Origin of the sequence: Sporosarcina sp. P7 (genome assembly GCF_002743425.1) — a bacterium.
GTDB lineage: Bacteria > Bacillota > Bacilli > Bacillales_A > Planococcaceae > Sporosarcina.
Map to the genome: position 1 here is coordinate 24,096 of NZ_PDZF01000007.1, position 26,986 is coordinate 51,081.

Annotated in this window: 29 protein-coding genes and 1 riboswitch; of the genes, 7 read left to right on the forward strand and 22 right to left on the reverse strand. The window is 42.5% G+C overall.

The genetic code is table 11. The features are described from left to right. Positions 1–46 precede the first annotated feature (46 nt). From CSV60_RS08375 to CSV60_RS08405, 7 genes are all read right to left on the reverse strand, one after another. On the reverse strand, positions 47–2,269 hold the full coding sequence (locus CSV60_RS08375) for a transglutaminase domain-containing protein (protein ID WP_099636666.1): 2,223 nt from the start codon (positions 2,267–2,269) through the stop codon (positions 47–49). Beyond that, on the reverse strand, positions 2,266–3,312 hold the full coding sequence (locus CSV60_RS08380) for a DUF58 domain-containing protein (protein ID WP_099636667.1): 1,047 nt from the start codon (positions 3,310–3,312) through the stop codon (positions 2,266–2,268). The genes CSV60_RS08375 and CSV60_RS08380 overlap by 4 nt, the downstream gene beginning before the upstream one ends. 11 nt (positions 3,313–3,323) lie before the next feature. Beyond that, positions 3,324–4,268 carry an AAA family ATPase gene (locus CSV60_RS08385; protein WP_099636668.1) on the reverse strand — a complete coding sequence of 315 codons (945 nt, stop codon included), beginning with the start codon at positions 4,266–4,268 and terminating at the stop codon, positions 3,324–3,326. 3 nt (positions 4,269–4,271) lie between these two features. Further along, positions 4,272–5,903 carry an ABC transporter ATP-binding protein gene (locus CSV60_RS08390; RefSeq protein WP_099636669.1) on the reverse strand — a complete coding sequence of 544 codons (1,632 nt, stop codon included), beginning with the start codon at positions 5,901–5,903 and terminating at the stop codon, positions 4,272–4,274. Beyond that, on the reverse strand, positions 5,876–6,745 hold the full coding sequence (locus tag CSV60_RS08395; protein ID WP_099636670.1) for an energy-coupling factor transporter transmembrane component T: 870 nt from the start codon (positions 6,743–6,745) through the stop codon (positions 5,876–5,878). The genes CSV60_RS08390 and CSV60_RS08395 overlap by 28 nt, the downstream gene beginning before the upstream one ends. A gap of 17 nt (positions 6,746–6,762) precedes the next feature. After that, a complete protein-coding gene (locus tag CSV60_RS08400) occupies positions 6,763–7,035 on the reverse strand; it encodes a hypothetical protein (protein WP_099636671.1) in 273 nt (90 codons plus the stop codon). Between the two features lie 199 nt (positions 7,036–7,234). Further along, a riboswitch (cobalamin riboswitch) is annotated at positions 7,235–7,374 on the reverse strand. Between the two features lie 216 nt (positions 7,375–7,590). Beyond that, positions 7,591–7,851 (reverse strand): hypothetical protein, encoded by a 261-nt coding sequence (locus tag CSV60_RS08405; RefSeq protein WP_099629866.1) that lies wholly within the window; start codon positions 7,849–7,851, stop codon positions 7,591–7,593. A gap of 99 nt (positions 7,852–7,950) precedes the next feature. Between CSV60_RS08405 and CSV60_RS08410 the strand changes: the two genes are divergently transcribed. Then, complete coding sequence (locus tag CSV60_RS08410; protein WP_099636672.1) at positions 7,951–8,967, forward strand: DUF1646 family protein; 1,017 nt, start codon at positions 7,951–7,953, stop codon at positions 8,965–8,967. Between the two features lie 29 nt (positions 8,968–8,996). Here CSV60_RS08410 and CSV60_RS08415 read toward each other — a convergent pair whose 3' ends face one another. The 5 genes from CSV60_RS08415 to CSV60_RS08435 all read right to left on the reverse strand — a co-directional run bounded on the left by CSV60_RS08415 (position 8,997) and on the right by CSV60_RS08435 (position 12,901). Continuing rightward, a complete protein-coding gene (locus CSV60_RS08415; protein WP_099636673.1) occupies positions 8,997–9,434 on the reverse strand; it encodes a hypothetical protein in 438 nt (145 codons plus the stop codon). Between the two features lie 383 nt (positions 9,435–9,817). Beyond that, positions 9,818–10,036, reverse strand: a complete 219-nt coding sequence (locus CSV60_RS08420) for a hypothetical protein (protein WP_099636674.1) — start codon at positions 10,034–10,036, stop codon at positions 9,818–9,820. Between the two features lie 19 nt (positions 10,037–10,055). Continuing rightward, on the reverse strand, positions 10,056–10,526 hold the full coding sequence (locus CSV60_RS08425; RefSeq protein WP_099629862.1) for a GNAT family N-acetyltransferase: 471 nt from the start codon (positions 10,524–10,526) through the stop codon (positions 10,056–10,058). A gap of 659 nt (positions 10,527–11,185) precedes the next feature. Next, positions 11,186–12,196, reverse strand: a complete 1,011-nt coding sequence (locus tag CSV60_RS08430) for a proline dehydrogenase family protein (RefSeq protein WP_099636675.1) — start codon at positions 12,194–12,196, stop codon at positions 11,186–11,188. A gap of 87 nt (positions 12,197–12,283) precedes the next feature. Next, on the reverse strand, positions 12,284–12,901 hold the full coding sequence (locus tag CSV60_RS08435) for a DUF3298 and DUF4163 domain-containing protein (RefSeq protein WP_099636676.1): 618 nt from the start codon (positions 12,899–12,901) through the stop codon (positions 12,284–12,286). A 119-nt stretch (positions 12,902–13,020) separates the two neighbouring features. On the opposite strand from CSV60_RS08435, the gene CSV60_RS08440 reads away from it, so the two are divergent. Further along, positions 13,021–13,398: a nucleotide excision repair endonuclease gene (locus CSV60_RS08440; protein ID WP_099629859.1), complete on the forward strand. Its 378-nt coding sequence runs from the start codon at positions 13,021–13,023 to the stop codon at positions 13,396–13,398. Positions 13,399–13,432: 34 nt separating this feature from the next. Here CSV60_RS08440 and CSV60_RS08445 read toward each other — a convergent pair whose 3' ends face one another. Then, positions 13,433–13,783, reverse strand: a complete 351-nt coding sequence (locus tag CSV60_RS08445) for a YolD-like family protein (protein ID WP_099636677.1) — start codon at positions 13,781–13,783, stop codon at positions 13,433–13,435. A 107-nt stretch (positions 13,784–13,890) separates the two neighbouring features. After that, on the reverse strand, positions 13,891–15,603 hold the full coding sequence (locus tag CSV60_RS08450) for a methyl-accepting chemotaxis protein (protein WP_099636756.1): 1,713 nt from the start codon (positions 15,601–15,603) through the stop codon (positions 13,891–13,893). A 231-nt stretch (positions 15,604–15,834) separates the two neighbouring features. On the opposite strand from CSV60_RS08450, the gene CSV60_RS08455 reads away from it, so the two are divergent. After that, positions 15,835–16,260, forward strand: a complete 426-nt coding sequence (locus CSV60_RS08455; protein ID WP_099629857.1) for a MarR family winged helix-turn-helix transcriptional regulator — start codon at positions 15,835–15,837, stop codon at positions 16,258–16,260. A gap of 259 nt (positions 16,261–16,519) precedes the next feature. Here the strand turns inward: CSV60_RS08455 and CSV60_RS08460 are convergent, their stop codons facing one another. Together CSV60_RS08460 and CSV60_RS08465 are read right to left on the reverse strand one after the other, a co-directional pair. Next, positions 16,520–17,272, reverse strand: coding sequence for an SDR family NAD(P)-dependent oxidoreductase (locus CSV60_RS08460; RefSeq protein ID WP_099636678.1), 753 nt, complete (start codon positions 17,270–17,272; stop codon positions 16,520–16,522). An 81-nt stretch (positions 17,273–17,353) separates the two neighbouring features. After that, the gene (locus CSV60_RS08465) at positions 17,354–18,352 is read right to left on the reverse strand and encodes an EAL domain-containing protein (RefSeq protein WP_099636679.1); all 999 of its coding nucleotides are present in this window, start codon (positions 18,350–18,352) and stop codon (positions 17,354–17,356) included. A gap of 223 nt (positions 18,353–18,575) precedes the next feature. On the opposite strand from CSV60_RS08465, the gene CSV60_RS08470 reads away from it, so the two are divergent. Next, on the forward strand, positions 18,576–18,989 hold the full coding sequence (locus CSV60_RS08470; RefSeq protein WP_233189586.1) for a DUF948 domain-containing protein: 414 nt from the start codon (positions 18,576–18,578) through the stop codon (positions 18,987–18,989). A gap of 5 nt (positions 18,990–18,994) precedes the next feature. Beyond that, entirely contained in the window at positions 18,995–19,432 is a 438-nt protein-coding gene (locus tag CSV60_RS08475) for a DUF948 domain-containing protein (protein ID WP_099636681.1), read from the forward strand. A gap of 455 nt (positions 19,433–19,887) precedes the next feature. Here CSV60_RS08475 and CSV60_RS08480 read toward each other — a convergent pair whose 3' ends face one another. The 4 genes from CSV60_RS08480 to yhfH all read right to left on the reverse strand — a co-directional run bounded on the left by CSV60_RS08480 (position 19,888) and on the right by yhfH (position 21,900). Then, positions 19,888–20,382, reverse strand: a complete 495-nt coding sequence (locus CSV60_RS08480) for a DUF948 domain-containing protein (protein ID WP_099636682.1) — start codon at positions 20,380–20,382, stop codon at positions 19,888–19,890. Positions 20,383–20,401: 19 nt separating this feature from the next. Beyond that, entirely contained in the window at positions 20,402–20,824 is a 423-nt protein-coding gene (locus CSV60_RS08485) for a DUF948 domain-containing protein (RefSeq protein WP_158232039.1), read from the reverse strand. A 247-nt stretch (positions 20,825–21,071) separates the two neighbouring features. Then, a complete protein-coding gene (gene arr / locus CSV60_RS08490) occupies positions 21,072–21,488 on the reverse strand; it encodes an NAD(+)--rifampin ADP-ribosyltransferase (protein ID WP_099629850.1) in 417 nt (138 codons plus the stop codon). Positions 21,489–21,768: 280 nt separating this feature from the next. Beyond that, a complete protein-coding gene (yhfH, locus tag CSV60_RS08495; protein ID WP_099636683.1) occupies positions 21,769–21,900 on the reverse strand; it encodes a protein YhfH in 132 nt (43 codons plus the stop codon). Between the two features lie 698 nt (positions 21,901–22,598). Here yhfH and ilvA point away from each other — a divergent pair. Next, positions 22,599–23,867 (forward strand): threonine ammonia-lyase IlvA, encoded by a 1,269-nt coding sequence (gene ilvA / locus CSV60_RS08500; RefSeq protein WP_099629848.1) that lies wholly within the window; start codon positions 22,599–22,601, stop codon positions 23,865–23,867. 294 nt (positions 23,868–24,161) lie between these two features. Then, complete coding sequence (locus tag CSV60_RS08505; RefSeq protein ID WP_158233165.1) at positions 24,162–24,704, forward strand: GDYXXLXY domain-containing protein; 543 nt, start codon at positions 24,162–24,164, stop codon at positions 24,702–24,704. A gap of 47 nt (positions 24,705–24,751) precedes the next feature. Here CSV60_RS08505 and CSV60_RS08510 read toward each other — a convergent pair whose 3' ends face one another. Continuing rightward, complete coding sequence (locus tag CSV60_RS08510; protein ID WP_099636685.1) at positions 24,752–26,170, reverse strand: NAD-dependent succinate-semialdehyde dehydrogenase; 1,419 nt, start codon at positions 26,168–26,170, stop codon at positions 24,752–24,754. A gap of 14 nt (positions 26,171–26,184) precedes the next feature. Continuing rightward, positions 26,185–26,952, reverse strand: coding sequence for a tRNA threonylcarbamoyladenosine dehydratase (locus CSV60_RS08515; RefSeq protein ID WP_099636686.1), 768 nt, complete (start codon positions 26,950–26,952; stop codon positions 26,185–26,187). Between the last annotated feature and the right edge of the window lie 34 nt (positions 26,953–26,986).

The window sequence follows — 26,986 nt, forward strand, 5'->3', positions numbered from 1 at the left end:
AAAAGAAAAGCACCGCGGTATGCGATGCTTTTCTCAAATTCACTATTTATTGATGACGTACGATAAATCGTATTTTCTTCAATCCTTTTCTCGACTTCTTCACCGCGGAATATACGTGCGCAAATAACTTTTCTACCTTCACGCGCTCTTCACGGGTCACGCCATGCGGACTATACTTAGCTTTTCGATAGATTTTCAATCCGTCCTCGAAGTCCTGCCGAAGTGGCGGATCGATTTTGCCAACTGCTTCAGGTAGCGTTTCAAATGAAGGCAGCTTCGCGACAACTTGTTCTTTTTCTAGCATGTGCACCATGAGCTGAATATGGTTGACAACCGCTAATCGATGATCTGTCACTTGGAGTTTTTGCTGACGTTTTCTTTTTCTCAAGACGTACAGCACGAACAGGATGAATATAATCACTACGCTGATCAGATTTAACCAGAACCACAAAACCATGTTTGGATTTACTTGCTTCGCGTCTTCTGGTTTATCTAGATCTTGTTGCACTTCTGTCGTGTCATTCGATTCAGGTTCGGCCGTGCTCCCGCCATTTTCGTCCGGTGAATCGGATCCGCCCGGTGCTGGATAGTCTTGTTTATTAATTGCAGGCATTTTCTCAGCATACCCTGGTGTCACTTCAATCGGCACCCAACCGACCGTATCGACATAGATTTCTGTCCATGCATGGGCATTTTTCTCGCTGACGTTGATTTCACTGAATGACTGTACATCTTTCACGTCATCTAGTCCGACAATATAGCCTTCCGCATAACGTGCAGGCGTGCCAAGCATTCTGAATGCCAATGTCGCAACTGTCGCATAGTGGACGGAATAGCCTTCTTTCGACTGTTCCAAAATCCCCGTTACGAAATCCTGATCTTTTATCGGTTCGGCATGTTCGTTATAACGCATCGACTGTGCGAGGAACCGTTCCACTTCCTGAATCGTTTGTTCGTACGGTAAACGCGTTTCTGCACCGAGTATGCTTTCGTCCATATGATTATGCAATATGTTCCAACTGTCTTGCGGCACCGCGAGATAGTTGTTGTAGACATATTGGTTATAATGACTTTCACGACGTAAATAGTCGGTGTTTTTTGTTTTGTACAACGCATTCGCGATTTTCGGATAATCGGTATACGGTGTCAGCATATAGTTCATTTCCACTGTACGCCTGCCGAACATCCCTGTCGCATGGAGCGCGTCTGCTTGTTTGGAACGGACAAGATTGGCATCAATGTCTGCTAATTCATACGGTGCATAAATATATCGACTGGATGCAGCGACATTTTGAATGACGAGTTTCGCTTCTGCGTATTCATCCGGCAAACTACTTTTCGCTGCCAAGCTCAATTGTTTCGCACCCGTGAAATCTTCTTTCTCTAGCGCATCAAGTAGAGACTTTTCATCTCTATACGCTTCCCCATTGATTTCCTCCCAACCACTCGGCGTGTAAGTCGAACCGACGAATCCTTTTAAATACAGTGGACTTGGTTTTTCCATCGCGACTTTTAATGCGGTATAATTGCCCGGTGTAAATGTTGAAAGCCGATGGAAGTTTCCGGCTGTCAGCACGGGCTTTTCACCTTTAAAATAACGTAACTTCTCGCCTTGATACCGTACAGAGTCTTCCATTTTCAAACTGCCCGTAAATTCTTCATTACCGTTTGGATTCATCACCGTATAAACGAACATTAGCAAAACTAGTGAAATGGGCACGATCGTCATCCGTTTCCACCAGCGTACGGATAGTTGATTCATATACAGCAACGCCAGAATCAGCACCGCAAAAAATAAAATATCAAGGATCATTGCGGGTGATGTGCCAAGAAGTATTTGTATCGACCAAATCACGATAGCGAGCGCAACAGGAATCCAACGTTTTTGATTCGCGATGGCATAATACATGGCACTGCCGATCAGCAAAGCGATTTGACCGAGGATCATGCCGTTTAGCCACGAAGTCGTTTCATTGACGGATAATAGATCCAAATAAATATGTTTGTGTTCCGAGAGTGCGATGAACAACGCGTTGATCGTTCGTTTCACGTCGTCTATGTACGTTGATAGGAAAATCAAACTGAAAACTACGCTCGCAATTAAGATGATGTCGCCGCCACGCTGTTTCCATAGTATACGCGAGACCATCCACAGCAAGACGAGTATGAGCGCGGGTACGCTACTCATCTCAGGAAACAGCATCGCACGAACTACAAGAAATGCCGCTACAATGACACTATACGCCACTACTCCATCTAGCCATTTCATACGAAGGATCCCTCCTTCTGATCCGAGATCACAATGGTCTGAGATTCGGTACTACGCGCACTATTGGTCGTCAGTACGATGCAGTTTGGATAGGTTCGTCTGAGCTTTTTCCATTGTTCATCCGACATTGAAACTTGCGCGGCACTTCTCGTCAACACTTCTTTTATAGCGTTCGCTGCATCCCGTTCATTGCCGACCGTCAACCACTCATCTGTCGAATGATCCACAAGAAGTTGGACTTCGTGATCGCCTGCGACATAGGAATAAAGCAAAGCGGAAAACGTCTCGATGAATTCATCATAGAGTGTTACGCGATTGATGAACGATGTAAAATCGATCGTCATCATAACGGCATTCCCTGTCAGCGTTTCATGCTGTTTGACGAGTAACCCATCGACTTTACTTGAGAGTTTCCAGTGAATTTGTTTGACCGAGTCGCCCGGTTTATACACCGACAGCTCCGACAGCTCTTCGCCATTGATTTTCTTCGTCGGAATCACGCCCGTCGTTTGTAGTACATGTTGATTTTGCTCGATGTGTTGAAGTTTTAGTAAATACGGATTCGGCATGATCAATAGTGCGGACTGCGTATCCATTTTCTGCATCGAACGGAAGAACGTGAAATGGTCTTTGATCGTCAGTTGTTTGATTCGTATATTCACTTGCCCCATATAGTTCTGTGGCAACACGAACGAAAACTCTTCCGTACTTTTCGCTCGGATGGACAAGTCGTGCTGGTGACTCTCTTGTCTGCCTGTAAATAGATGCTCGATGACGAGATGTATTTGTAGGTGTGTAACGGGTAAACGGCTCGTATTATGTACGCGCAGTTGATAGCCCATTTGATCATTTTTATAGATTTCATTCGCCGTGATGATTTCGCACTGGATTTTTCCTTTGACGAGATAGACGCTCAACACGAGCCACAGCCAGACAATAAGTGAACCGACTGCGAATAATAGAGCGAAATGCGTCGTCGTGAAGATGAAAAACGCGAGCGTAAACAGCAGCCACACGACGCTAATGAGTAGTGTCCTTATCATACAATCAGCCCTTAAAATGTCGCAAGCATTGCTTGATCGGGCGTGGCAACACTGTGCAGTAATTTTTCGAGTAGCGTATCCTGCTCATATTCAGTACCTGGCACGCCTGACATGACGATGCGGTGTCGACTTGTCGGCAACCACACAGCCTGGACATCGACCGGAATGACGTAATCGCGTTGTTGTAAAAAGGCATGTGCTTTCGCCATCTGACAAAGTGCGAGTGCGCCACGCGGGCTGATTCCTTGGTGGATTGATGAATGATTTCTCGTTTTCTCCGTTAGTCCTGTGACGTAGCGCAAGATTTCATCGTCAATGAATAGGTTCTGTACTTGGTGCTGTAGTGCGAGCAATTCGTTTTTCGTGATAATTTGTGTCAGTGAAGATAACGGATCTGCCTGCTGTCGATTTCTAAGCATGTCCACTTGGTCTTCAAAATCGGGATATCCTACGCTCAATTTCGTCATGAAACGGTCAATTTGTGCGCTCGGTAATGGTTGAGTACCGATTGTGCCGTACGGGTTTTGCGTCGCGATGACGTGAAACGGTTCCGGCAGCGGATAGGTCACACCGTCCACTGTCACTTGTTTCTCTTGCATCGCTTCTAGAAGTGCTGCTTGCGTTCTCGATGATGTCCGATTAATTTCATCGCCGAGCAATAAATTGCACATGACCGCGCCTTCTTTAAAGATGAATTCGTTTTTCTCTTTGTCGAACATCGTGAATCCGATGACGTCAGACGCGACGACGTCCGGTGTAAATTGGATGCGGTTCGAATCGAGACCGACGACTCGACTGAATGCTTTCGCAAGTGTCGTTTTCCCGACTCCCGGTAAATCTTCTAGTAAAACATGTCCGCCAGCTAGAAACGTCATCCACACGTTTTGGATGACGTCGTCTTTACCGTTCATTACTTTTTTCATTTCATTGAGTACGTGTGTTGATGGATTGCTCATTGTTTAGTTCCTCCTGTTGTTCAAGTTCACAGCGTCTACGATGTCTTCGGCTGTGATGGCATATGGGAATAATCCGCGTGCGATTTTGCTAGCGGCGGTTGTGTAAAAGCGGTTGGACGTGAAAAAGGTTTTCGGATAATTGATCGCGATAAGTGATTGATCGAACAACATGCCAACACGTGTAGATACTTCTGCTGCAAATTCAATATCATGCGTCACGATAATCGTCGTGATATTCTGTTTTTGAAGCGTTCGAATCAACTCCGTCACTTCTTTTTTCGACATGACGTCCATTCCTTTAGTTGGCTCATCCAGCAATAATATATCCGGTTTAAGCAGCAATAATTTTGCAAGCGCGGCCTTCTGCTGTTCTCCGCCACTTAAGTCAAATGGATTTCTTTCGGAAAGATGTTCAATATGTAACTGTTTCATCATACTCGATACCGTCGTTTCTCTCTGTTCTTTCGGCATTTTTTGCACAGGAACCGCATGGATTAACTCTTCTTTCACCGTTGTGTACATGAATAATGCTTGTGCGTTTTGCGGTAATAAGACGATATTCCCCTTCCACTTGCTTGGTGCGACGTCGTCTATCCATACTTTACCTGCATACGGCTTATGCAGTCCGGCGAGTAACCTTAGTAACGAAGACTTACCGACTCCATTGCCACCGACAATCGTGAAGATTTCGCCTCGATGTACCGTAAACGTCATATCCGCGAGTAGATTATCACTTTTTCGATTGTAACGGAAATACAGATCTTTCACTGTAATGAGTGGTGGATGCTTTTTTCTCATCGGATCCGTCGGTAAAATTGCCGGTGGATAGTGCCGAATGAAATCCATCCCTTCACGCACCGTAATCGGCGTCTCATCACGGAAGCCGAGCTTATAGTAGACACGCATCGCTGTCGTGAGTGCGTCGAGCATTGGATGTTCTAGCAAGGAGTTGCCGATTGCTTTCGGTGTTGTGTCATAAAGAAGGGAGCCGTTTTCCATGAACCACACTCGATCGCACACGGGTAATAACTCTTCTAACCGATGCTCGACAATTAAAATTGTCATGCCAAGTTCACGATTGATTTTCTCAAGTAGCGTCAGAAACTTAGAAGCCGCAATGGGATCAAGTTGGGACGTCGGTTCATCGAGTAATAAAATATCCGGCTCCATTGCAAGCACCGCCGCTAGATTAACGAGTTGTTTCTGTCCACCTGATAGGTCACTGATACTTTCATGCAACCAGTTGTGAATACCGAAGAAACTGGCGACTTCAGCGATTTTTTGTTGCATGTCTACCGTCGACACGCCCATATTCTCAAGACCAAACGCCAACTCTTGCCACACTTTCTCCATGACTATTTGTTCCTCTGGATTTTGCATTATATAGCCAATAGCTGTCGCTGTAGTTGACGCAGGTAGTTCATCGATTTTTTCGCCGTTCACATACACCGTGCCGCTAAGTTTACCGTTCGGCCGCATTTCCCGTTTCATCATTTTCAATAACGTGGACTTTCCTGAACCGGTAGGACCGAATAGCGTTATGAATTCTCCACGCTTAATCGAAAAGCTCACGTCTCGCAACACATGCTGTTCTTCATACTGGAAGTTCAGATTTTCGACTGTAAGTATCGCCATTTGACCCTCTCCTTCGCTTCATAGATAAACGGTAATAACATGAGCAAGCCGATGATGACGTAATGCTCTGCACCTAGTGTCTGTTCACTGATTTCTGGATAATACTGCGTCTGGTGCTGTGTGAAGTATCCAATGTAGTAAAGAAGAAACAGAACGAGTCCAGCCGTCAATATTCCGTCCCGTTTTGTGAATCGCCTCGTCTTATACCGCGTTCTCTCTTTCGCGATACCATACCCTCGCGCCTTCATGACATCTGGCTTCACAATGACAAACTCCGCTGTCTGAACGAGCGTCTGCCGCCACAATGCGAACGCGCGACGGAATTTTTCCACTCTGCTCCCTACATTGTAATAGCCGATTCCGCGTTGTGCCATTTGGTTTTCACGCCATTTTATTTTGAATAACGGAATGAATCGCCACAGCATGGAAACGAGAATTCTGGGGCTAGCGGACACTTTCGTCAGTACGGCAAATAGTGTGTTCGTCGTGAAAATCTCGAAATAACTTTTCGTCCAGAAACTGGTTGCAACTACGGCTCCCGCAATGACGAGTCCTTTCGTCACAGCTTCCAGCGTTACCGCGTGTTCATGGAGGAAAAATAACGGAGTGAAACCGTTATGTACAGTTGCTGGATACGCTACGGCAATTAGTAGAAAAACAAAAGAGTAATAGATCAAGTCTTTAGTTGCTGTCCGGACTCCGTGCAGCATGAGAAAATACAGAATGCCCCCGATCATGGCCAGCGCCACGATGATCGGATGAAACGAGCTGAACATCGTGACTAAAACGACTGTAACGTAGACAAGTAGCAATAGTGGGTGAAAGTTTGAGAATGCGCTCATCTAGTTTCCTACTTTCTTTATTTTCGTATATAGCTGTCTAATTCTCTACCTACATCACATGTGTAATGAAATTCCACTTCATCACCGCCCTGCGGTTCATATTGACTAACGCTACGGCTACTATATCTTTCTTCATTATATCGCTCTAATCTCTTTGACGCCTTCTTTTTTTCATCCTTCTGATTACTACGATGACCAAACCTGCAGCAATCTTGGAATTGAAAGTCGTTCATACCTTCAATCAATGTGATCCCGTCTGTAAAGTCATTCAGTCGTTTGCCATGTGGCATCACGATCATTTCCTGGGGAATGAGAGAATCGTCTAAATGATTTACAGTGACGACGTATAGTGGATCGGTCCGCCAGCTAGTTTTAGCGTGGAAGCCTCTACTTTTTCATTGAAATAGACGGAGCAGTTTTTTCAGTGGCAGTGTAGTTTTGAAATCAAAAAGTCCCCACCTCCTGAATGAGATGGGGACCATGAAGGTGTCATGCTTACATACTTTGGCAAGGCTCCTGACTTAGGGGCATATTTCCCCCATTACAGTGGCCGGACCGCTCAGGATTCTCACCTGATTTCTATTTATTCTTTGTTTACGGGACAAAGAACCAAAACACTCTAGGTGACTATTAACTAGCATATAGTTTTTGCGGGGGAAAATCAATAGACGGTGTACTGAGAGTCAATGTGTCACTGTCTAGTTATTATGTACTTTGTATATGAAAGAATTTCATCACGTCCTTTATCATCTTTATGCCTAATTTAGTAGAATCCAAATAAAAGACCCTTCCATGTCAACTCACAACACACGGGGGTCTTTATACTGCCTATAAAAATGCGCCTATCACTTCTCATCTTCCTCATCACACGGTGGCTTCTTTACAATCGTCTTCCCACTCGAATACAATCCGCTCGCGGACAACCCCATAATAATTCCGCCCAGTATCCCAGACTTCCAATCATTTGGAAACAAGTAGAAGATCCCGCTACCGATGCCTAAAAGTAAGGAAAAGATCGGAATCAATTTTTTCGGCAGACCATACATCTTTAAAATTTCCGTTAACCCAATAATAACAGGGATCAGTACAATATCTGAAACTTCCAATGCGTGTCCCCCTCTTTATCTATTCTATTCAGACTCTATGCAAGATGAATCGGCTTTTTGCATACAGTGTAGAAGAAAGATTGATGAAAGGAGATACCTATGGTCACTGGTTTGCTCATTATTTTAGGTTTGGTGTTATTGCTGCCGTTTACGGTCCCTCGTATTGAACGTAATTTGGAGCTGTTTTTATTCGTTATGGGGTGTGCTGCGGCATTTGTTAGTGGGGTGTTGCAGTGGGAGTTGTGGAATAAGGCGTTACGCGATCCATTGCATATTACGCTCGCCGTTCTTGCGGCGGGAATAGTCTTTCGCTGGATACGACATCCATTTGAGAAAGCGGTAGTAGCAGGTAGCCGAATTATTCCATTCAGATTATTCTTGGCGCTGATTATTATGGGATTGGGATTGATTTCTAGTGTTATCACGGCCATTATTGCAGCGTTAGTCCTCGTGGCGATCGCATCCGTCTTGCAAATGGACAGACGTTCAGAAATTCGTTTTGTGATCTTGGCGTGTTACGCAATCGGCATGGGTGCGGTGCTGACACCAATCGGCGAGCCACTATCGACGATTGCGACGAATAAACTGGATGAAGATTTTTATTATTTAATGAACTTGCTTGGAACCGATATTATAGCCGGTGTCTTCGTCTTTGGACTGCTCGCATTCTTCCTGATTCGCCCACGCAACCGCTCGCGGTACCGTTCTTCCGGACAAGCGGCAGAGTCGTACATAAGTATTTTCGGACGCGGCGTAAAAGTGTATATATTTGTTTTGGCATTGACACTGCTCGGTGCAGGATTTGAGCCATTGATCACCCTTTACTTACTCGATCTTCAGCCATTGACGCTTTACTGGATCAATATGATTTCAGCTGTACTCGACAACGCGACGCTTGCTGCTGCAGAAATCAGTCCCGCGATGGACGCATCAACGATCCAAGCGCTACTACTCGGCTTGCTAATTAGTGGCGGGATGTTGATTCCCGGAAATATCCCGAATATCATTGCGGCAGGTAAACTCAATATCCGCAGTGGGGAGTGGGCGCGGGTCGGTGTACCCCTTGGATTACTTGTGATGGTTGTCTATTTCGTGATTTTACTTGGCAGACAATGAAAAAAGACCGCGCAGGCGGTCTTTTCATTTTACTCGAGTACTTTCACCCATACCCGATACTTTTTATCATCCGTCTGAACCAATTTAGTATTGGGACTTGGTGCGTTATTTTTCTTTGTAAAACCCGCTTCAAACGAAGAAGTTTTGACACTTTCACCTAAGTTCTTCTCGGAAGGCATGCCGATGCCAATCGCATCCGTTACCGTCCACGTGTCATCTTTCTCTTTGTTCAACTTGGCAATAAATATTTCTTCCGTGCCGTCCAGTATCCCTTTATAGACATTGATTACTTTATTATTATCGACTTCCAACGTACGATACACTTTCACCACTTCCGCAAAACCTTCCTCTGCATGAAGCTGCTCCAGTGCCTCTCGTGGGGTATTCGATGTAGTATTCTTATCTGCTGTCTGGCAACCTACCAATATGACTGCCAAAAACGGAATATAAAATAGTTTTCGAAGCACGAGATCCTCTCCTTATCTATTTTATTGAATATCCTATTGTTAGTTATATTCAATCCTCATTTGATTCTCTTATTTCGCCTTCAAAAAATACGTTCTTTCTTTTCTTCAATGAGCTTAAAATGTACATCTGATGTCGATCCGCTACATCCGAGAAATGCAGAATTTGATTTGAAAATGGTTCTTTTTATTTCTGCTTATCTAGTCTCTCTGCGATTGATTGAAGGATTGCATTCTTGCGTTCTTGTAGTTTAAGAAATTTCAGCGCGAACCATATAGTGAATATAAGGAATGCTAGCGGAATGATGTAAATGAATACATTTAAAATAGATAGAAACGAAAAAAATAAGTTGTTGTGGTGCATATGTATCTCCTCCTTTCACAATTTATACTGACTGCTTCCTTTTCGGAAACAGATAAGACACTAGCAACAAAGCCATTGCTACTCCGAATGCTATATACGTCCACAAATTAAACGTCGTTTCTGGAATCGTATACGCAACCCCGGTAATATAGAGTGCCAAACGAACAATGTTTGTTCCCAATACAATAAAGAGTGCCAAATATTGCAATACATCGCGAGTAATTTTCTTGTGTTTCGCCACTTGCACTACCTCCCATTGCTCAGGAAAGTGATTTCTCCATGGAAACTACGGCAATCGACGTGCCATCGGTTCTATGTAATACCGATTCCTCACACACGTGATAGCCGATCGATTGATAGAGTGAGATGTTTTTCGTCACATCCGCGCGTACTTTGCATGCTATTACTCTCTTCCCTTGTTGCGTCGCATACTCCTCTAAAAACCGCAGTATTTTTTTCGCAATACCTTGTCCTTGTCTTTCCGGCACGACAGAAAATCTAGAGAAATAGAGGCTTTCGTCTTCCAATCGAAAACGGACCATCGCGACGGGTTCTTCTTCCATGTAGCCAATCAACGCCTGTACACCGCTTTGCATTTCAGCCGTGATACTCTCGACGGTCTCCTTCAACGCGCTCGTCGGTGGTGTGGCCTTCTCGTATTCCCGGAACGCCCGGATCATCACGTCACGGATGACAGGGATATCGGAAATGTTCGCTTCGATAATGTTCATAACCGTCCTCATTTCGTTTCGTTTTATACACATTATGAAAAGACATAAGTGGATGCTGCCATGTCTCCATTCTAGAATAGTTCGATGATCTTATACTCTTTGTCTACTTATACTTCGCAGAATTGCTGTTTCTGAAAAATTTTCGATTCTTCTTTGTCTTGATTCTTATCATACAGAATGCGCAATGTGTCGCTATCGCTTTCTACATCAAAATTTGTAAAATCCACAGTGTAATCGTCCTGGCTTTCATCAGCTCTTCCCCTAATCTTTAGTGTAATGAAGAGTGAATAGTACTTTAACTATCTTTAACACTACTATTTCCCATGTTTTCTGTAAAGCGGATACAAAAAAACACTGCAGGGAAAGCAGTGTTTTGGACGCTGGAAAGTCAAAGGATCATGGATAGGTGGTTCGGGATTTAAGTTAAAGATAAGCTTCTAACGCTTCGCTTTACGTTTCAAAATAGTAGAGACGCGACCGTGTATTGAGCGGTTACAAGCCTTGATAGAGCGGCAATCGATGGTCATAGAGCGCTTGCGGACGACGATAGAGTGGGTATCGCGTATCATAGAGCGGTCAAACATATTTTATGAGCGCTTGAACGAATCTATGAGCGGCATCCACCTGTAACGTCGATTCACGTTGCTCTATTCTACTATTTAGCGGTACTTTACCCAACCATCATCTGGTTTCTCTTCACTTTTACGCTTGCTCAATCGTCCCAGCACAAATGCGCCGGCGACTAAGCCAATCATAGTATTCGTCTTCTTGTTAAACACTTGCTTCACCATCAAGTTCATATTCTGCGGACGCTCCGCCAATCTTCGCATGAAGTACCCGTACCAGTCCTCTCCAAACGGCACGTATGTACAGAAATTATAGCCCTCTTTCGCTAATTGCAGCTGTAAATCATGGCGAAAACCGTATAGCATTTGGAACTCGAATTGATCATATGAAATATCATGCTCTTTTACAAACTGCTTTACATGATGAATAATCGTATGATCATGCGTCGCAATCGACGTGAAGTTTCCATGTAATAAGTGTTCTTCAATAATTTTTATATAATTTTCGTCGATTTCTTGTTTATTGATAAACGCAACATCCGGTGACTCTTTATACGCACCTTTTACTAGACGCATGCGTGTGTCGTTGTATTTTTTCGTATCATCTAATGCGCGATGAAAATAGGCTTGGATAACGGTTCCGAGATTTTCAAAGCCTTTTGCTTTTAATTCGTCTACTAAACGGAACGTTGGTTCAAGTCGTGAGTGATTTTCCATGTCTAAATTAACAAATATACCTACTTGATTTGCATATTTAACGATTTCCTCTACCTGTTCTTTGCAAAATGCATAATCAATATCCAAACCGAGTTGTGATGGTTTGATCGAGATGTGCGCATCCACTCGATGTTCTTGGATTGCGTCCACTACGCTTAAGATTTGTTCTTTCGCTTCAACAGCCTCGCTCTTTTCGTACACAAATTCACCTAGATTATCAATCGTACATGAAATACCTGCTTGATTGAGCTCTTTGACACTGTCAATCATTTCTTCGATGTTAGTTCCCGCCACCACTTGTTGTGCTCCTAATTGGAAGCCGTATTTTTGGGCAGCTTGATTCAGTAGTTGATTTTCAGATAAACCGATAAAGAAATTTCTTAGCATAGTTTCCACCTCTTTTGTGTAGTTCTTATATCAAAATTATAACACTACTCTGTCATGTAAGCCCATACATTTGTTTATACAGATCTTTTAATTTCCTATAAACGGCAACATTCGGTCTGCTGGACTATTTGGTTTGATGATATCTTGTAAATCAAGCAAAGGTATCGGAAAATAAGGGAAGCCGGCTACGTAAGGTGAAATTTCGTATAGTTGGAAATAGACAACCAGACTCGTGTCTGCGATATAGAAATCCTGATCAGGCTTGATTTTAGTGAATGGCTCAAGCACTGGAGTTTTCCATTGCTGAATATGGCGTCTAATATATTCAGATATCCGCTGCACATAAGGACTGCCTGGCTTGAACATATCTTGCAACTTGTATTGCCTTCCCGTCTTCGTATCAAATGTCAGAGATTTAACGTAAGTCATTCCATGCGCTCCACCAGTAAACGAGTAGACGATCAAGTTGATACTGAAAAGATCACGTTGATTATTTTTAATTTCATACGTTGCGACCATCTCGACAAGACTTGGATCATAATAATTATTGTCTGTTAGCATGTTGTTCATTTCCTTGAATAGCACTTGATTTAGTTTCTGTTGAATTTTTGGATCATCCAGCTGCGTGAAGACGGGATAATACACATCCACTTTCGGCTTGGTATTCGATATGTGATACGTTTCTATAACGGCAGGGTTTTTCATCAGTTCATCCTTCCCGAGACATTTGTTTACTATATGCAAGGGATGTAAAGAAAGTTTCTCGCTTTTTTTTTGACCGTATGATAGGATAAACACTGACTGATATAAGGATGTGAAGTAAAATGATCAATATTACATTACCTAAACCGGACGTAACAATCGTTCGCAGAAAACAAGAAATGGGACCGGATGAAACGCCAATTAAGCCAATCTATGGTTTCATCGATTTTCATGATATTCCACGTGATAAAGGCGGCCTTTTGTTGTTCTTCAACCAAAGCGACGAGTTGTTATTCGTAGGAAAAGCACGAAAATTGCGTCCACGTCTGAAAAAGCATTTTGAAGACCAAGTGTCTCCACTGCGTAATCACCGTGAAGAAGTAGCGAAAATTTCTGCTATTATCATCGATGATCCAATGGAACGCGAAATCTACGAAACGTACGTAATCAATACGGAACAAGCAAAGTACAACGTAGAAAAAGTATTTTTCAGAGATTAAGCTGTCTGCCTTTGCAGACGGCTTTTATTTTTGCCTATACACCACCCGTTTCTTTCGATAACTGGACGTCTATCACATCCTCTACATGAATTCTTTCCGTTCCGAACGGATCACGCAGCGTGATCGTCATCGTCCGCAAGTCGAGCGCTTCAATCTCTCCCTGATGAAAGCGAACTTCCCCATCATGCCAAGTCTTAATCGATGTCTCGACACGCCTGCGCCACGCCACTTCAAGTGTCTCCTGCATCGTTTGTAGCTCCCAATCGGTTAACTCAGGCCGTTCTATATACTCATCTTCCCGTTGCCAATCACGTAGTCTTTCAAGGTGTTCAGGCAGCATGAGCGACGTCCACTTCAATTTCCCTCTATCTCGGTTCCTTTCCATCAGATATTCCCCATTTCTCAAGCGTATGTACGTTCGTATTATACAGAACGTACATTCTAAAATCAATGGTTAAAAAGACCATCGCTTTGCGAGCGATGGCCGAGTGTTTATTTAGGTAATTTGAATGAACCGACAAACACTTCTAGTTCACGCGCCATTTGATTGGTCTGCGTAGAACGTTCTGAAATTTCTTCTATGCTCGCTGTCGTTTGCTCAGCGGCTGCTGCAATATTATTCGTCATGTCTTCAATATTTTGTACAGCGTGTGTTAAATGTTCGATCAACTGCACTGCTTCTGTTGATTTCATAGCTTCCGACGTCATCAAGTTCGAGATATTCTTGATTTCCTTAACGGTTTCTCCAACCGCTACGGAAATATTACTCAATGATTGAGACGTAAGCTTCACTGTTTCTGTACCCTTCGTGATGTGTTTCGTATTTTCCGATGTGGAAGTAATGACTTGCTGGATACGGTCAGAAATATCCTTCACCAGCTTCTCTACTTCAAGTACTTCCTGATTCGATTGCTCAGCCAAGTTCCGTACTTCTTCCGCCACTACCGCAAAGCCTTTACCATGTTCACCTGCACGTGCCGCTTCAATTGATGCATTCAGCGCAAGTAAATTCGTTTGAGCTGCGATACCCGCGATGGACCCCGTGATATTTTGGATCTTCGTCGTAGATTCAACCAAGTTTTGGATTGTATCTCCAACTTCTTGCGATCCATTTCGAATTAATTCCATATCGTGGCTAATTTCTTCTGCGCGTTTTGCGCCTTCTAGTGCAATTTTCATCGTTTCATTGGAGTTAACGAGCATCGAATCAGCACTTTGTTTCGTGTTGCTCAAACCACTTGCCAATCCCGCAAGAATACCTGTTGCATGCTGGGCATTTGACGTACCATCCGTGACGGCCGTGACGACTTCTTCGATATTATTCGCAACCATCGTAATCGCTTCACGCATTTCAGAAAGTGATGCGGAAGTTTCTCCCGCATTTTCAGATAAATGCTGCGATGTCGTATTCATCGTCGCAATCATGTCTTGTAGATTCGCCGTCATACGATTCAGTGTACGAGCCAAGTCTCCCACTTCGTCTTGTGACTTAACTTCTGTCGGTTGAACCGCCAAGTCGCCATCCGCAATTTTCTTCGCCTGCTCAATTAAGCTTGTAATCGGCTTCGTCTTCCGGCGAATGAGGAATCCTGTTCCGATTGAAGCAAGTATCATAGGAATAATGCTGATCAAAATTCCGTCGCGAACGACATCCCATGTACGGTGTTTGACAATGTCGGCATCGAAATCAATTACGCTGAATGCGATGATTTCCTTACTGGCATCCTGATCTTTATATAGTGGCGCATAACCTGAAAGCCGCTCCATGTCGCCATACTCGTAAGGTTGAGAATATGTCGAATGTCGATGTTCGAGTAGATCTGCAATCGCTTCTTCATCTAAATGGAACTGATCTCCCGGCTTAAACCCTTTAGCTCTCAAATTATCATCTAGAGCAACGAGCTTTCCATCCAAATCCAAAATATATTGTGTTTCAAATATATTCTTATGTTCGGTTGTCCAGTTCAACGTCTTTCCCAGCTCTTCTTGTGTATCGACATCGCCAGCCAATGCCTTTTCCAAATCACCAGGTCGAATCAATCCAGTAGTAATATTGGCACAGCCGTATGCCTCAATTCCTGCAGCGTCATACAATTTATCATAGGCCGTCTTATATGTAGCTAGTGATGTAATGGCTAACATCACTACCAAGATCCCAGCTATAATCGTACCTAGCTGAAATGTTAACGAATCTTTAACTTTCATCAAACCTTATGCCCACCCTTCCTATTTGTTTCATCTAGTTCATTCGTTGTCTTTATCATACGCTATCAGTCTATAATTAAAAAGGAGAAAATAAAAAACTTTTTGATTTTAACATATTGTGTGAGATGTAAGTATGTTAATCGTGTCACAACTGTTTTATTTCATATATACTATAGGTATGATAATAATATATAAGCATAAAGTTTTTTGAAGGAAAGGGAGGTGTTCTTTTTGAATGAAGACCAGACAATTTTCAATTTGGTACATTTGATGGATCAAGTGACAAATAAAATGTTGATCCGTTTCCAGCAAGAATCCAAGCTGTCTCTAGGAATCTCCCATATTCTCGTGTTGCTAGAGTTACATAAAAAAGGTGAGCAACGTCCTTCTGATTTAGCTGAGACACTAGGCTTCACACCCGCCTCATTAACGCATTTGTCATCAAAACTCATTAAAAGCGAGTATATTACGTTACGTAATGATGAACAAGACCGTCGAACAAAGTATTGGAATATAACACCCGAAGGCTTAGAAATTTTGACCGAAGCGCAGAAATTCGGAATACAGGTGCGTTCGGAGTTCTTCAGTCATTTATCGGCTGCTGAACGAAATAGTTTAGTCCAAATTTACACTAAGTTAAATAACACATTCGTTTGAAAAAAGCTGTTCCGTTATGGAGCAGCTTTTTTAGAGGATTGGGGGGAGATAATGGGTAGGTCGTTGCGAATGCGCTCATACATCTGCAACCACCGCTCTATGGCATGCGTTAGCCGATCTACATCACACGCTATCCGCTCTATCAACAGCCGCATCCGCTCTATACCACACGCTAGCCGCTCTATCTACAGCCCCACCCGCTCATACCCCCACATACAAAAAAGGCTACCCCAAAAATCAGGATAGCCGTAAAAGTTTATTAGCGTAATTTGATAGAACCGCCATCTACCATCATCGTTTGACCCGTGATGTAAGAAGCGTCTTCGCTCGCTAGGAATACTGCGGTGCGACCGATGTCTTGTTCCGGATCGCCAAGGCGCCCAAGTGGATTTTTCGCAAGAATTGCTTTGTAATATTCGGGATTCTCTTGTCCCCATTGCTCGATTCCTTGTGTTTTGGCAATGGGTGAAATTAGATTACACGTAATGCCGTATTGTCCCCATTCATTCGCCGCCACTCTAGTGATCCCGCGAATGGCTTCTTTCGCTGCAGCGTATGAACCTTGGTTCACATCGCCATTTAATCCTGCGCCAGAAGCGAAGTTGATGACGGTTCCTTTTGACTCTTTCAAGTGTGGAAGAGCAGCTTGCATCAAATAAAACGTCGGATAGAATCCTGTATTGAATGAAAGATCTAAGTCTGCTTGCGTCATCTCTTCGATGGATTTCATACGTGAAGCATGTGCGTTGTTTACTAAAATATCCAGTTTACCGAGTGTTGTTACGACTTGCTCAACAAGTGACGGTAATTCTTTTTGTACCGATAAGTCCGCTTGAAGAAAGATCGATTGCGGAGAGATTTTCTGCAGTTTTTCAATAGCGGCTTCGCCTGCATCTTTGTTCAAGTCGACGATTGCGACGGTCGCCCCTTCTTTCACAAAGGCTGTAGCGATTCCTAATCCGATGCCGCCAGCACCGCCTGTGATCATTGCGATTTTTTTATTTAATTTCATATATACCATCTCCTTTTCCTATTTAGTTTAACATTAAACTAAATTCAGTGTAAACGAATTGTACTCGACAACTCGCCTGCACTAGATGGTAATTTCAACTTGCGGAACGGCTGATGGTTTACCAAATAAATAGCCTTGGAATAATTGATACCCTTTCGCTTTCAACCATTCAAAATCTTCTACCGTTTCGATCCCCTCTGCTAACGGAATCGAATTCACCGCCAGCGCTTTTTCTAGAAACTCCACTGCTATAAGTTGCTTATCGGAATCAGTCGCGACACCTTGTACATACTTAATATCAAGCTTCATATAGTTCGGACGAAGGAAAGAGAGCACTTCAACCGTGTTATAGCCTTCCCCCACATCATCGAGCGCATATTCGAATCCTCTTGAGTGATAGTACTCCAAAATAGTTTTTAGATGGTCCATGTCTTCCACTTTTTCCGACTCCACTACTTCAAAAATCAAACGGTGTGGGTCAATTCCCAAATCGTAGGCTACATTAATCGTCGATCGCAAGCAAAACTCCGGCGAATAGATAGATGTTGGAATGAAATTAATAAATGCTTTTTGCGTAATATGTTTTGCATAGCGGACTGCCGTCAGACGACATACTCTGTCAAGGGCATATAATCTACCGCGTTCTTTTGCCGCGGTGAAAATTTCATTCGGATAAATCACTCTACCGTCTTTATGATAGAAACGCGCGAGTAATTCATACGCATAAATCTCGAGGTCAGGTGTAACAATAGGCTGATAATGGCTCGTCAATTGTTGATCTGAAATGACTTGATCAATCCACTGCATTTCGACTACTTGCATGACTTCAGAGAGCGGCCGCCAGTCGGTTTGGTCAAGACGAAAACGAATAGAATCCATTTCTACTGCATGATCGACACAAAAGTCGTATAATTCTTTTATCCCTTGTTCTTTTACATGAAATGTTTGATCTTCCTGGTTCACCAGCATAAGGACTCGCTTCAAATGATCTTCTATTGAATCGAATAATGCTGTTTGCTTACACTTATCAAATGACACTTCATACACAATGTCCTGGATCGCGCAACCTTTACAAGGCATTCATTTCACCCCTTTAATGTTTGTTTTGAAGATTATATCATATTTCAGGTGTTGTACTCCCATGTAGGTATAGAAATATAGTTTTTCTAGTTAATTAGCATACCAGTGTTTAGATTACTTTCATTTGTGGAATGACAAGGATATAGAACGTTTACCCGTTTCGACGGAAGTTAGGCGTTCAAGTTAGAAACGCACTTATTATGTGGAGGTGACTAGATTGAAGGTGCTCTTGTATATTAGTGCCATAGTCGCCGTTGCGGCTTTAGTAGTTATCGCAATTGCTATTATTAAAACAGCCAAAGCGGTCAAAGAAGCAATGACAGATGTAAAAGAAACGATGAAACGAGTGGAACTGAAAGTGGGCGGTATCACAGATAAAGCCGATCAGCTCATGACTCAGACGAACCAAATTGCGGATGATGCGAACGCAAAACTGCAATCAGTTGAAGGATTGGCAGCTTCAGCGAAAGAACTTCGCGAATCTACCCAGTATGTGCAGAACTCTATCGCTAAAATGGCGGATCAAGTATCAGCGCCCCCTGGCAAGTATGCCAAGTTGATGGAGCAAACGACTGCATTGTCTGAAGTAGCGTCAAAAATGTACTATAAGATGAAACAGAATAACAGAGAGAGGTGAATTTGATGGATTGGGTACTAGGTATAGGCGTATTGCTGATCGGCATCGCGCTAATTATTGTCTCTATCGTGTTAATTAAACCACTTGGGAAACTGACCGAAGTATTGGAAAGTGTCAAGAAGACGACCGATGCCCTGCCGTCAACGGTAGAGGAAGTGACGGGTCAGACCCAGCAAATTCTTCATACGACGAATGATACAATTAGCAATGTAAACAAGCAAATTTATGAAGTGACACCGGTCTTTCAGATTGTCGGAGATGTCGGCGAGGCTTCACGTGAAGTGACGAATGCCGCACTCGATACGACGATTCGGTTTAAGGATCGTGTAGGTAATGCGAGTGAGTTCGTCCGCGAGAAAGAGTATAAAGGGTTGTATGGAGTAGCTACGTTGGTGTTTTATTTAATGCAACAGCGTAAAGAGCTTAAAAAGATGCGCCCGTAAGTGGAAGACTTGTTCCGTCCACTCATATAAAACATAAAACAGACCACTAATTCGCATATGAATTAGTGGTCTTTTAAATGCTATGTACCCATTTTTTAACCATCTAATTATCACACAAATCAGGCGATTCATTTTCTCTTGTAAGTCGTTTGTCTCCTGTTAAATTTGTCGCAAGTGTAGTAACCCAAATGAAAAGGATAGGAGATGGGAAATTAATTCAGTATTTTTCCTTAAATGTACTACTCTCCCTTCCCTAATACTGCAATTGTGCCTGATTGTATATTGGAACATTTGACTGAGCACTAGAGTCATCCATCAGCTTCGAATCTAGTTTAATGCGCAAATCTACTTCTTTTCTAACTTTCCAATCAAAGTCATTCTCCACAACATCCCCCGAACTAAAAAAGACTGAAGATCAAGCCCAATTGGGCTTGACCTTCAGTCTTTGTCAGTACTTAGTAGGACGCATTTTCCGGTGCTGGTAACTTTTTTCGTGGGGCCGCGTGCTCTGCACGATCCTTCGCCGCACTCACAGATTGTTTACGCTTCTTAAAGATATAATAACCTAACATAGCGGAACCGTAGAGGCCACCTAGTTTCTTGTTTTGCTCTGATGTGTCCGTGTGATCTCCATTTTGTTGAACAGACGAAGACACGTCCACTAATGAAGACGTTAGTTGGTGTGTAGATTCTCCAAGGTCACCGATTACTTGGAACAATGGAGTCAGATTCTCAATTTTTGTATTAATGTCTGCTAGTGAATCATTACTGTTTTTAATTAGGTTTCCTGTTTCATCCAAGATGCCGTCAAGTTGTTTCGGAAGCGCTCCTACTGTCTTGTCGACGTCCTGTAGAATATTTCCAACTTGTTGTAATACCTTAGCGAAATAGATAGCTAAAATGACGAAGGCGATACCGATAAGTATGACGCCAATTCCAACGAGATCCATTCTCAACCCTCATTTCCTTTTACGTATTTTTTATACTCTCCTTGCCGCGTTGCCATGATTCGTAAACTTGGGCACCAAACTCTCCATATTGGATGGCTTGGACAAACTTTTCTGTCCCCGGAAGAGAACCATCCTCTTCAAACTGCCTTGTCCGCTTGTTTACTTCTTCACTCAAGTACTGGCTTGATCGTCCGATATTTTCTATAGTAGAAAATAAAGGTGTCGTTGCAGCAAGTTTCACTTGAACATCTGTCGCCAGTTGTTCAGTCTCATTTAAGGTTCCATATAACTGCTCAATGCTTTTATCGAGCTCTGCCTCTACCCCTTTTACTGTTCCCATAACTGTTAGCAATAAGTTCGAAGACTTCGTCAGCAACAATGAAAGGTAGATGGCGACAATCAATACTGAGATTGCGATGAATAATAAACCAATGTACGCCATACACACATCCTCCTCTCCAACATACTTAATACATCTTATCATTCTATACCACTCTCAGTTTTTCTAAAACATTAATCATCGGAAGTTCTTTAACTTGGGCTAAGGATGTCATTTATTCTGCATAATACCTTTCATTAACGTACTCTTTCTCGGGATATAAAAAAAGCCCATGTTCTCGATTACATACAAAGAACGCAGACTTTTACCTATGCTTCATTTCGGGATGTCTCTTAAGAGATATTAAGGATTAATCCAATATTACATCTTTGCCTGCTTCTTTTAACTCTTGTAATGAAGAAAGCATATGATTTATCTCTTCGTCGGAATGTCTTTCCCATGACTTTAATTCGGCTACTATTTTCAAAGGCGATTTAGACCTATAAGAACGTGTTGGATTTCCAGGAAATCGTTTGTCAGTTAAGTTTGGATCGTTTTCAAAATCAGCTAATGGTTCCACTATATAAATTCTTTCTTTTGATTTAGATCTTGCTAATTCAGCGCCCCATTTAGCCGCTTCTAATGTTGCAGTAAAATATATGTAATTGGACTTTTTATCTTGATAATTTGAAAGAAATTGTGGTTCTAATAAATCTCCAACTTTGAGTTCTGCTTTAGTTCCATGAAAGAAAGGACCACTATCTAAGACATCTCTTTTATCATTCATCCTGATACCCCCTATATATGTTAATTACATTCAAGTGATTTATTCACTCACCCGATCTATCTATTCATTCTAACAGACCGGATAAGAGCATGAAATGACATGATGTATCTTTAGGTTACTGTTGGGATGTTTCTCAGTTAAAACTTACATATAATCCGTATGCACACAGACTCCTAAAATTTCTGCTAGGAAATCCCTGCCTTATGCGAATTGCTTCCTTTACATGATCCCCAGAACAAAAAAATTCTATGCCCCATATAAGGGAGCATAGAATTCTTTATTAATGCTCATGTCGTCCTACACAACGCTCACATTCGTACATTACAGACTCTTGCTTTTCCTTGAACTGGTTCCCACATTCCGTACAAACTTTCTCCACCATTTGTCTTTTCTGCTCTGTGTTCTTTTTCATCGTTCATTCCCCCATTCGGTTTTTTGTGATCCGCTGTACTGATACAGCAACTTTTCTTACTACTAATATATAACAGCATCGTCAGACTTGTCACTCTTTTTAGACGAGATGTGTTATTTTGCGATAGAATCCAAAAGAGCACGACGAATGAAGGGATTACAAAAAATGAAATTAAAAATGGTATGTCAATATCGTGACATACCATTTTTTGCTTCTTTACATCATCAGTCCATACACTATTACAGCCGCGATGATGACAAGAGTTATAACAAACACCGTCCATTGCATATTGTCTGGCTTTTCTGGTCTGCTATCCCATTTCTGCATGAATAAACGCTTCCTTTCTGGCTTGTTAGTTCCTTGTTCATTAGTTTTCCCTTCTGTTTGCAAATTAAACACTACATAGTTGTGTACGGTCTGAAAAGAATTCTGAATAAATAATGCAAGAAACTATTTTTTTAACGCTATTGTAGGATATGGATATATTCTCTTACTATATAAATTAAACAAAAATTGATCTATCCAACTTATTGAAAGTTCTTGCCAATCAAGTAATCGCTTACATTTCCAGATTGTTCAAAATAAAGTCACTATTCTCAAAGTAAATGCGCAATTTAGAACTTTCATATGTTCATTCAGTTTTTTTCATGTTATTATGAGTAAACGTTGATTCAATAACGGAGGTTAAATGATAAGTTATGAAGGTGAAAAAAATGGAAACTCCAAGTGTTCAAGTAGAAGATATCTTAATCGCTAATCAGCTACTGAAAGATGTCGTAGCTCATACGCCTTTACAGAAAAATGATCGTCTATCGGAAAAGTATGATTGTCATGTGTATATTAAACGGGAAGATTTGCAACATGTCCGTTCCTTTAAATTACGCGGTGCTTATTATAAGATGAAACGCATCGAAACAGAAGCACGTAAAAAAGGAATTGTCTGTGCGAGTGCAGGAAACCATGCACAAGGCGTAGCGTTCGCATGTGCAAAACTCGACATTGATGGCAAGATCTTCATGCCGCAAACTACTCCTAAACAAAAGATCAATATGGTGAAAATGTTCGGACGCGATCGCATTGAAATTATTTTAGTCGGAGATACCTTCGATGATTGTTTCGAAAGCGCGGTCGAATTGATGGAAAAAGAAAAGCGTATTTTCATTCATCCATTTAATGACAAGGATATCATTGCAGGCCAAGGATCAGTAGCTGTTGAGATCATGAATGATATCGAAGAACCAATTGATTACGTATTTGCAAGTATCGGTGGCGGTGGACTGATGTCAGGAATTAGCACATACATCAAAAACTTGTCTCCGCATACGAAGATGATCGGTGCAGAGCCAGCAGGTGCAGCTAGCATGAAGGCTTCTATCGACGCGCAAAAGATCGTACCGTTAGCAACGATTGATAAATTCGTCGATGGTGCAGCTGTCAAATGCGTAGGCAATCTGAATTACGACATTTGCAATAACTATCTTGAAAATATCGTCAGTGTCCCTGAAGGTAAAGTTTGTACGGCAATTCTTGATCTATACAATGAACATGCGATCATCGCAGAGCCAGCAGGTGCCCTTCCCATTGCAGCACTCGATTTCTATAAAAATGAAATCAAAGGCAAGTGCGTCGTCTGTGTGATCAGCGGTGGAAACAACGATATCGGTAGAATGCAGGAAATTAAAGAGAAATCGATGATTTACGAAGGTTTGCTGTACTATTTCCTCGTCGATTTCCCACAACGCGCAGGTGCACTACGCCAGTTTCTTGATGGTGTACTTGGACCAGATGACGATATTACCATGTTCGAGTATACGAAGAAGAACAATAAAGAGAGCGGTCCAGGGCTTGTCGGAATTGAAATTAAACACAAAGAAGACTACAACGGCCTGATTGCCCGCATGGAAAAGAACGGCTTCCCTTACAAAGAAGTGAACAAAGATAGTTCGTTATTTGGATTGTTGATTTAATAAAATACTGCCGCAACAGTCATTACGACTTGTTGTGGCAGTTTTTGTGTTAGCAAATAGTGAATAGGATAGACGTGTTGCACTTTGGACTCCACGCCTTACTAAACACCCCATCAAAACCGCACATCACTCCCCCTTACCCATTCCACTCCCATGTATACATAACGATTGTGAAGGTTTCTTAAATAAAAAAACTGGGTAATTAACTACTAAAACTCACATAAATTGCACATGCTATCTGTACATAAGAAGAACACTTTTTATGAAAACTGCAGAATAGGCGGTGACTCCGAAATGGGACCCAAACATAGTAAATTCAGTATATCCATACTCTTCATAGTTCCCCTGCTCATATTAGCTAGTCTTACGATACCTTACTTCACAACGATTCAAGACGGCACGGATATCTACCTTCAATCAGAAACCATTACCGAGCAAGATGCTAATGAAAATTATGTCATGCTTCGCTACGACATCGAAAAAGTACCAAAGGAGCGCATGACTCCTAGTTTAGTGACCACATTAAAAAAACCAGATGAACTCGGTCAGACACGAGTATTTGGCGTATTGGAACAAAAAGACGGTGTCGCTGAATTGGTTTCATTAAGCGATAAAAAACCTGCTAAAGGTGTCTATTTAATGGGCTGGCTGGCGCAGACGACCGATCGAGAGTATCGCCAGAACGATCATTATATTGTGAATTTCGGTCTAGACCGCGTCTATATCCCCGATTTCGGCCATCGGGTTGTGGCAGAGAGTGTACAAAATCGCACGATGACAGCACATTTCAAAGTACTTGACGGCAATAGCATTTTACGCGAATTCCAAACCAATTAAAAGAAGCAAAAAGGAAGAGTACCGTTCTCCCTTTTTGCTTCCTTTAATTATAAACCCAGTGAGATATATTTAACTTCTAGATATTCATCCATACCTTGATGTCCACCTTCACGTCCAAGACCACTTTGTTTAAAACCGCCAAACGGTGCTTGTGGCGCAGATGGCAAGCCGTCATTCAAGCCCACAATACCATATTCCAACACTTCACACATCTGAATTCCCTGTGTGATATTCTCCGTAAAGACGTATGCTGCAAGTCCAAAAACTGTATCATTCGCACGCTCGATGACTTCCTCTTGTGTCTCAAACGTTGCAATCGGCAAGACTGGACCAAATGTTTCTTCTTCCATGCAAAGCATATCGTCAGTTACATCTTTCAAAACAGTGGGTTGGTAAAATAGACCTTTGATATGTTCACCACCGGTAACGACTGTTGCCCCTTTGGATTTCGCGTCTTGCACATGTTCGTCCACTTTATCGATCGCATCCTGGTCAATTAACGGACCTATTACGACACCTTCTTCTTTACCGTCGCCGACTTTCAATTTCTCCGTTTCTTCTGCAATGCGCTTTGTGAATTCTTCAGCAATCGATGAATGAACATAAATGCGGTTCGCACAGACGCAAGTTTGTCCTGCATTGCGGAATTTCGCCGCCATGACACCGTCTACTGCTTTATCAAGATCTGCATCCGCCATAATAATTGCGGGTGCTTGTCCACCGAGTTCCAATGAAATCTTCTTCATCGTATCGGATGCACCTTTCATCAACGTTTTACCAATTTCAGTAGATCCTGTAAACGTCAGCTTGCGCACACGACCGTCTTCTTGCCATGCTTCTGCTATTTCACTCGCACTGCCCGTTACGATGTTCAGCACACCGTCTGGAATACCTGCTTCTTGTGCTAGCTCTATTAAACGAATCGCAGTTAGCGGGGTTTGAGAAGCCGGTTTCATTACGACTGTACAGCCAGCTGCAAGAGCAGGACCCACTTTACGCGCAATCATTGCGGCTGGAAAGTTCCATGGCGTAATGGATGCAATGACGCCGACTGGTTGCTTTTGCACGAATAAACGCTTATTGGATTGCGTAGCGGGAATCGTCTCACCGTAAATCCGCTTACCTTCTTCTGCATACCAGCTGATGTATCCGTTTGAATAACGCATTTCGCCAAGCGCTTCTGCTAACGGCTTGCCTTGCTCAGTCGTCATAATTTCGGCTACACTTTGTTCATGTTTCTCAATCAACGCATGCCATTTCATTAAATACGCACTGCGCTCATATGCAGACAACGCTGCCCAGTCTGAAAATGCCGCAGAAGCCGCATCTACAGCTTGCATCGCTTCCGCTTTTCCACCTTTAGGTACAGCACCGATTGTCTCACCAGTTGAAGGATTCACTACTTCGATTTGCGGTAGATCCGCACCAAGTCGCTTGCCGTTAATGATCATTTCGGTCGTTTCCATGGTTAACCTCTCCTTTATTTAGCGTCATTGACACGTTCTACAGGAATATCTGCCACTATATCATTTAATACCCAACTAGCGAGAATTAAACCTGCCACTGATGGACAAAATGCGTTAGAAGCTGGAGGCATTTGTGCTTTTCGAATCGACGCATCGGCATTTCCAACCGTTTCAAGGACATCTTCGCGCACAATAATCGGGCTTTCGTCGGAGAATACAACAGGCACACCTTTAGGAATACCTAGCTTGCGCAAACGAAGACGTATCACTTTCGCTAATGGATCCGTATGGGTTTTCGAAATATCGGCAATTCGGAAACGTGTCGGATCGGTTTTATTGGCAGCCCCCATGCTCGAAATTACTTTAATTCCGCGCTCGACACATTGCTGGATCAAATGAATTTTATAGCTGATCGTATCCGATGCGTCGATTACATAATCCGGCTCGTACGAGAAGAATTCTTCAGACGTTTCTTCTGTGTAGAACATATGTAGATCGATCACTTCACACTCCGCGTTAATATCCGCAATCCGTTCTTTCATAACAGCGGATTTCGAACGCCCTACCGTCGATAAATAAGCGACCAGTTGGCGGTTGATATTGGTGACATCAATAGTGTCTTTATCGACCAAGATAATACGTCCAACTCCAGTCCGCGCGCACGCTTCAGCTGCGAATGAACCAACTCCGCCGACACCTAAAATTGCAACAGTCTTTCCTTTCATTCTCTCTACGCCTTCTTTACCTATAGATAATTCATTTCTTGAGAATTGATGTAACATCTCGATCGCATCCTTTATCATAAATTGTCTTCAC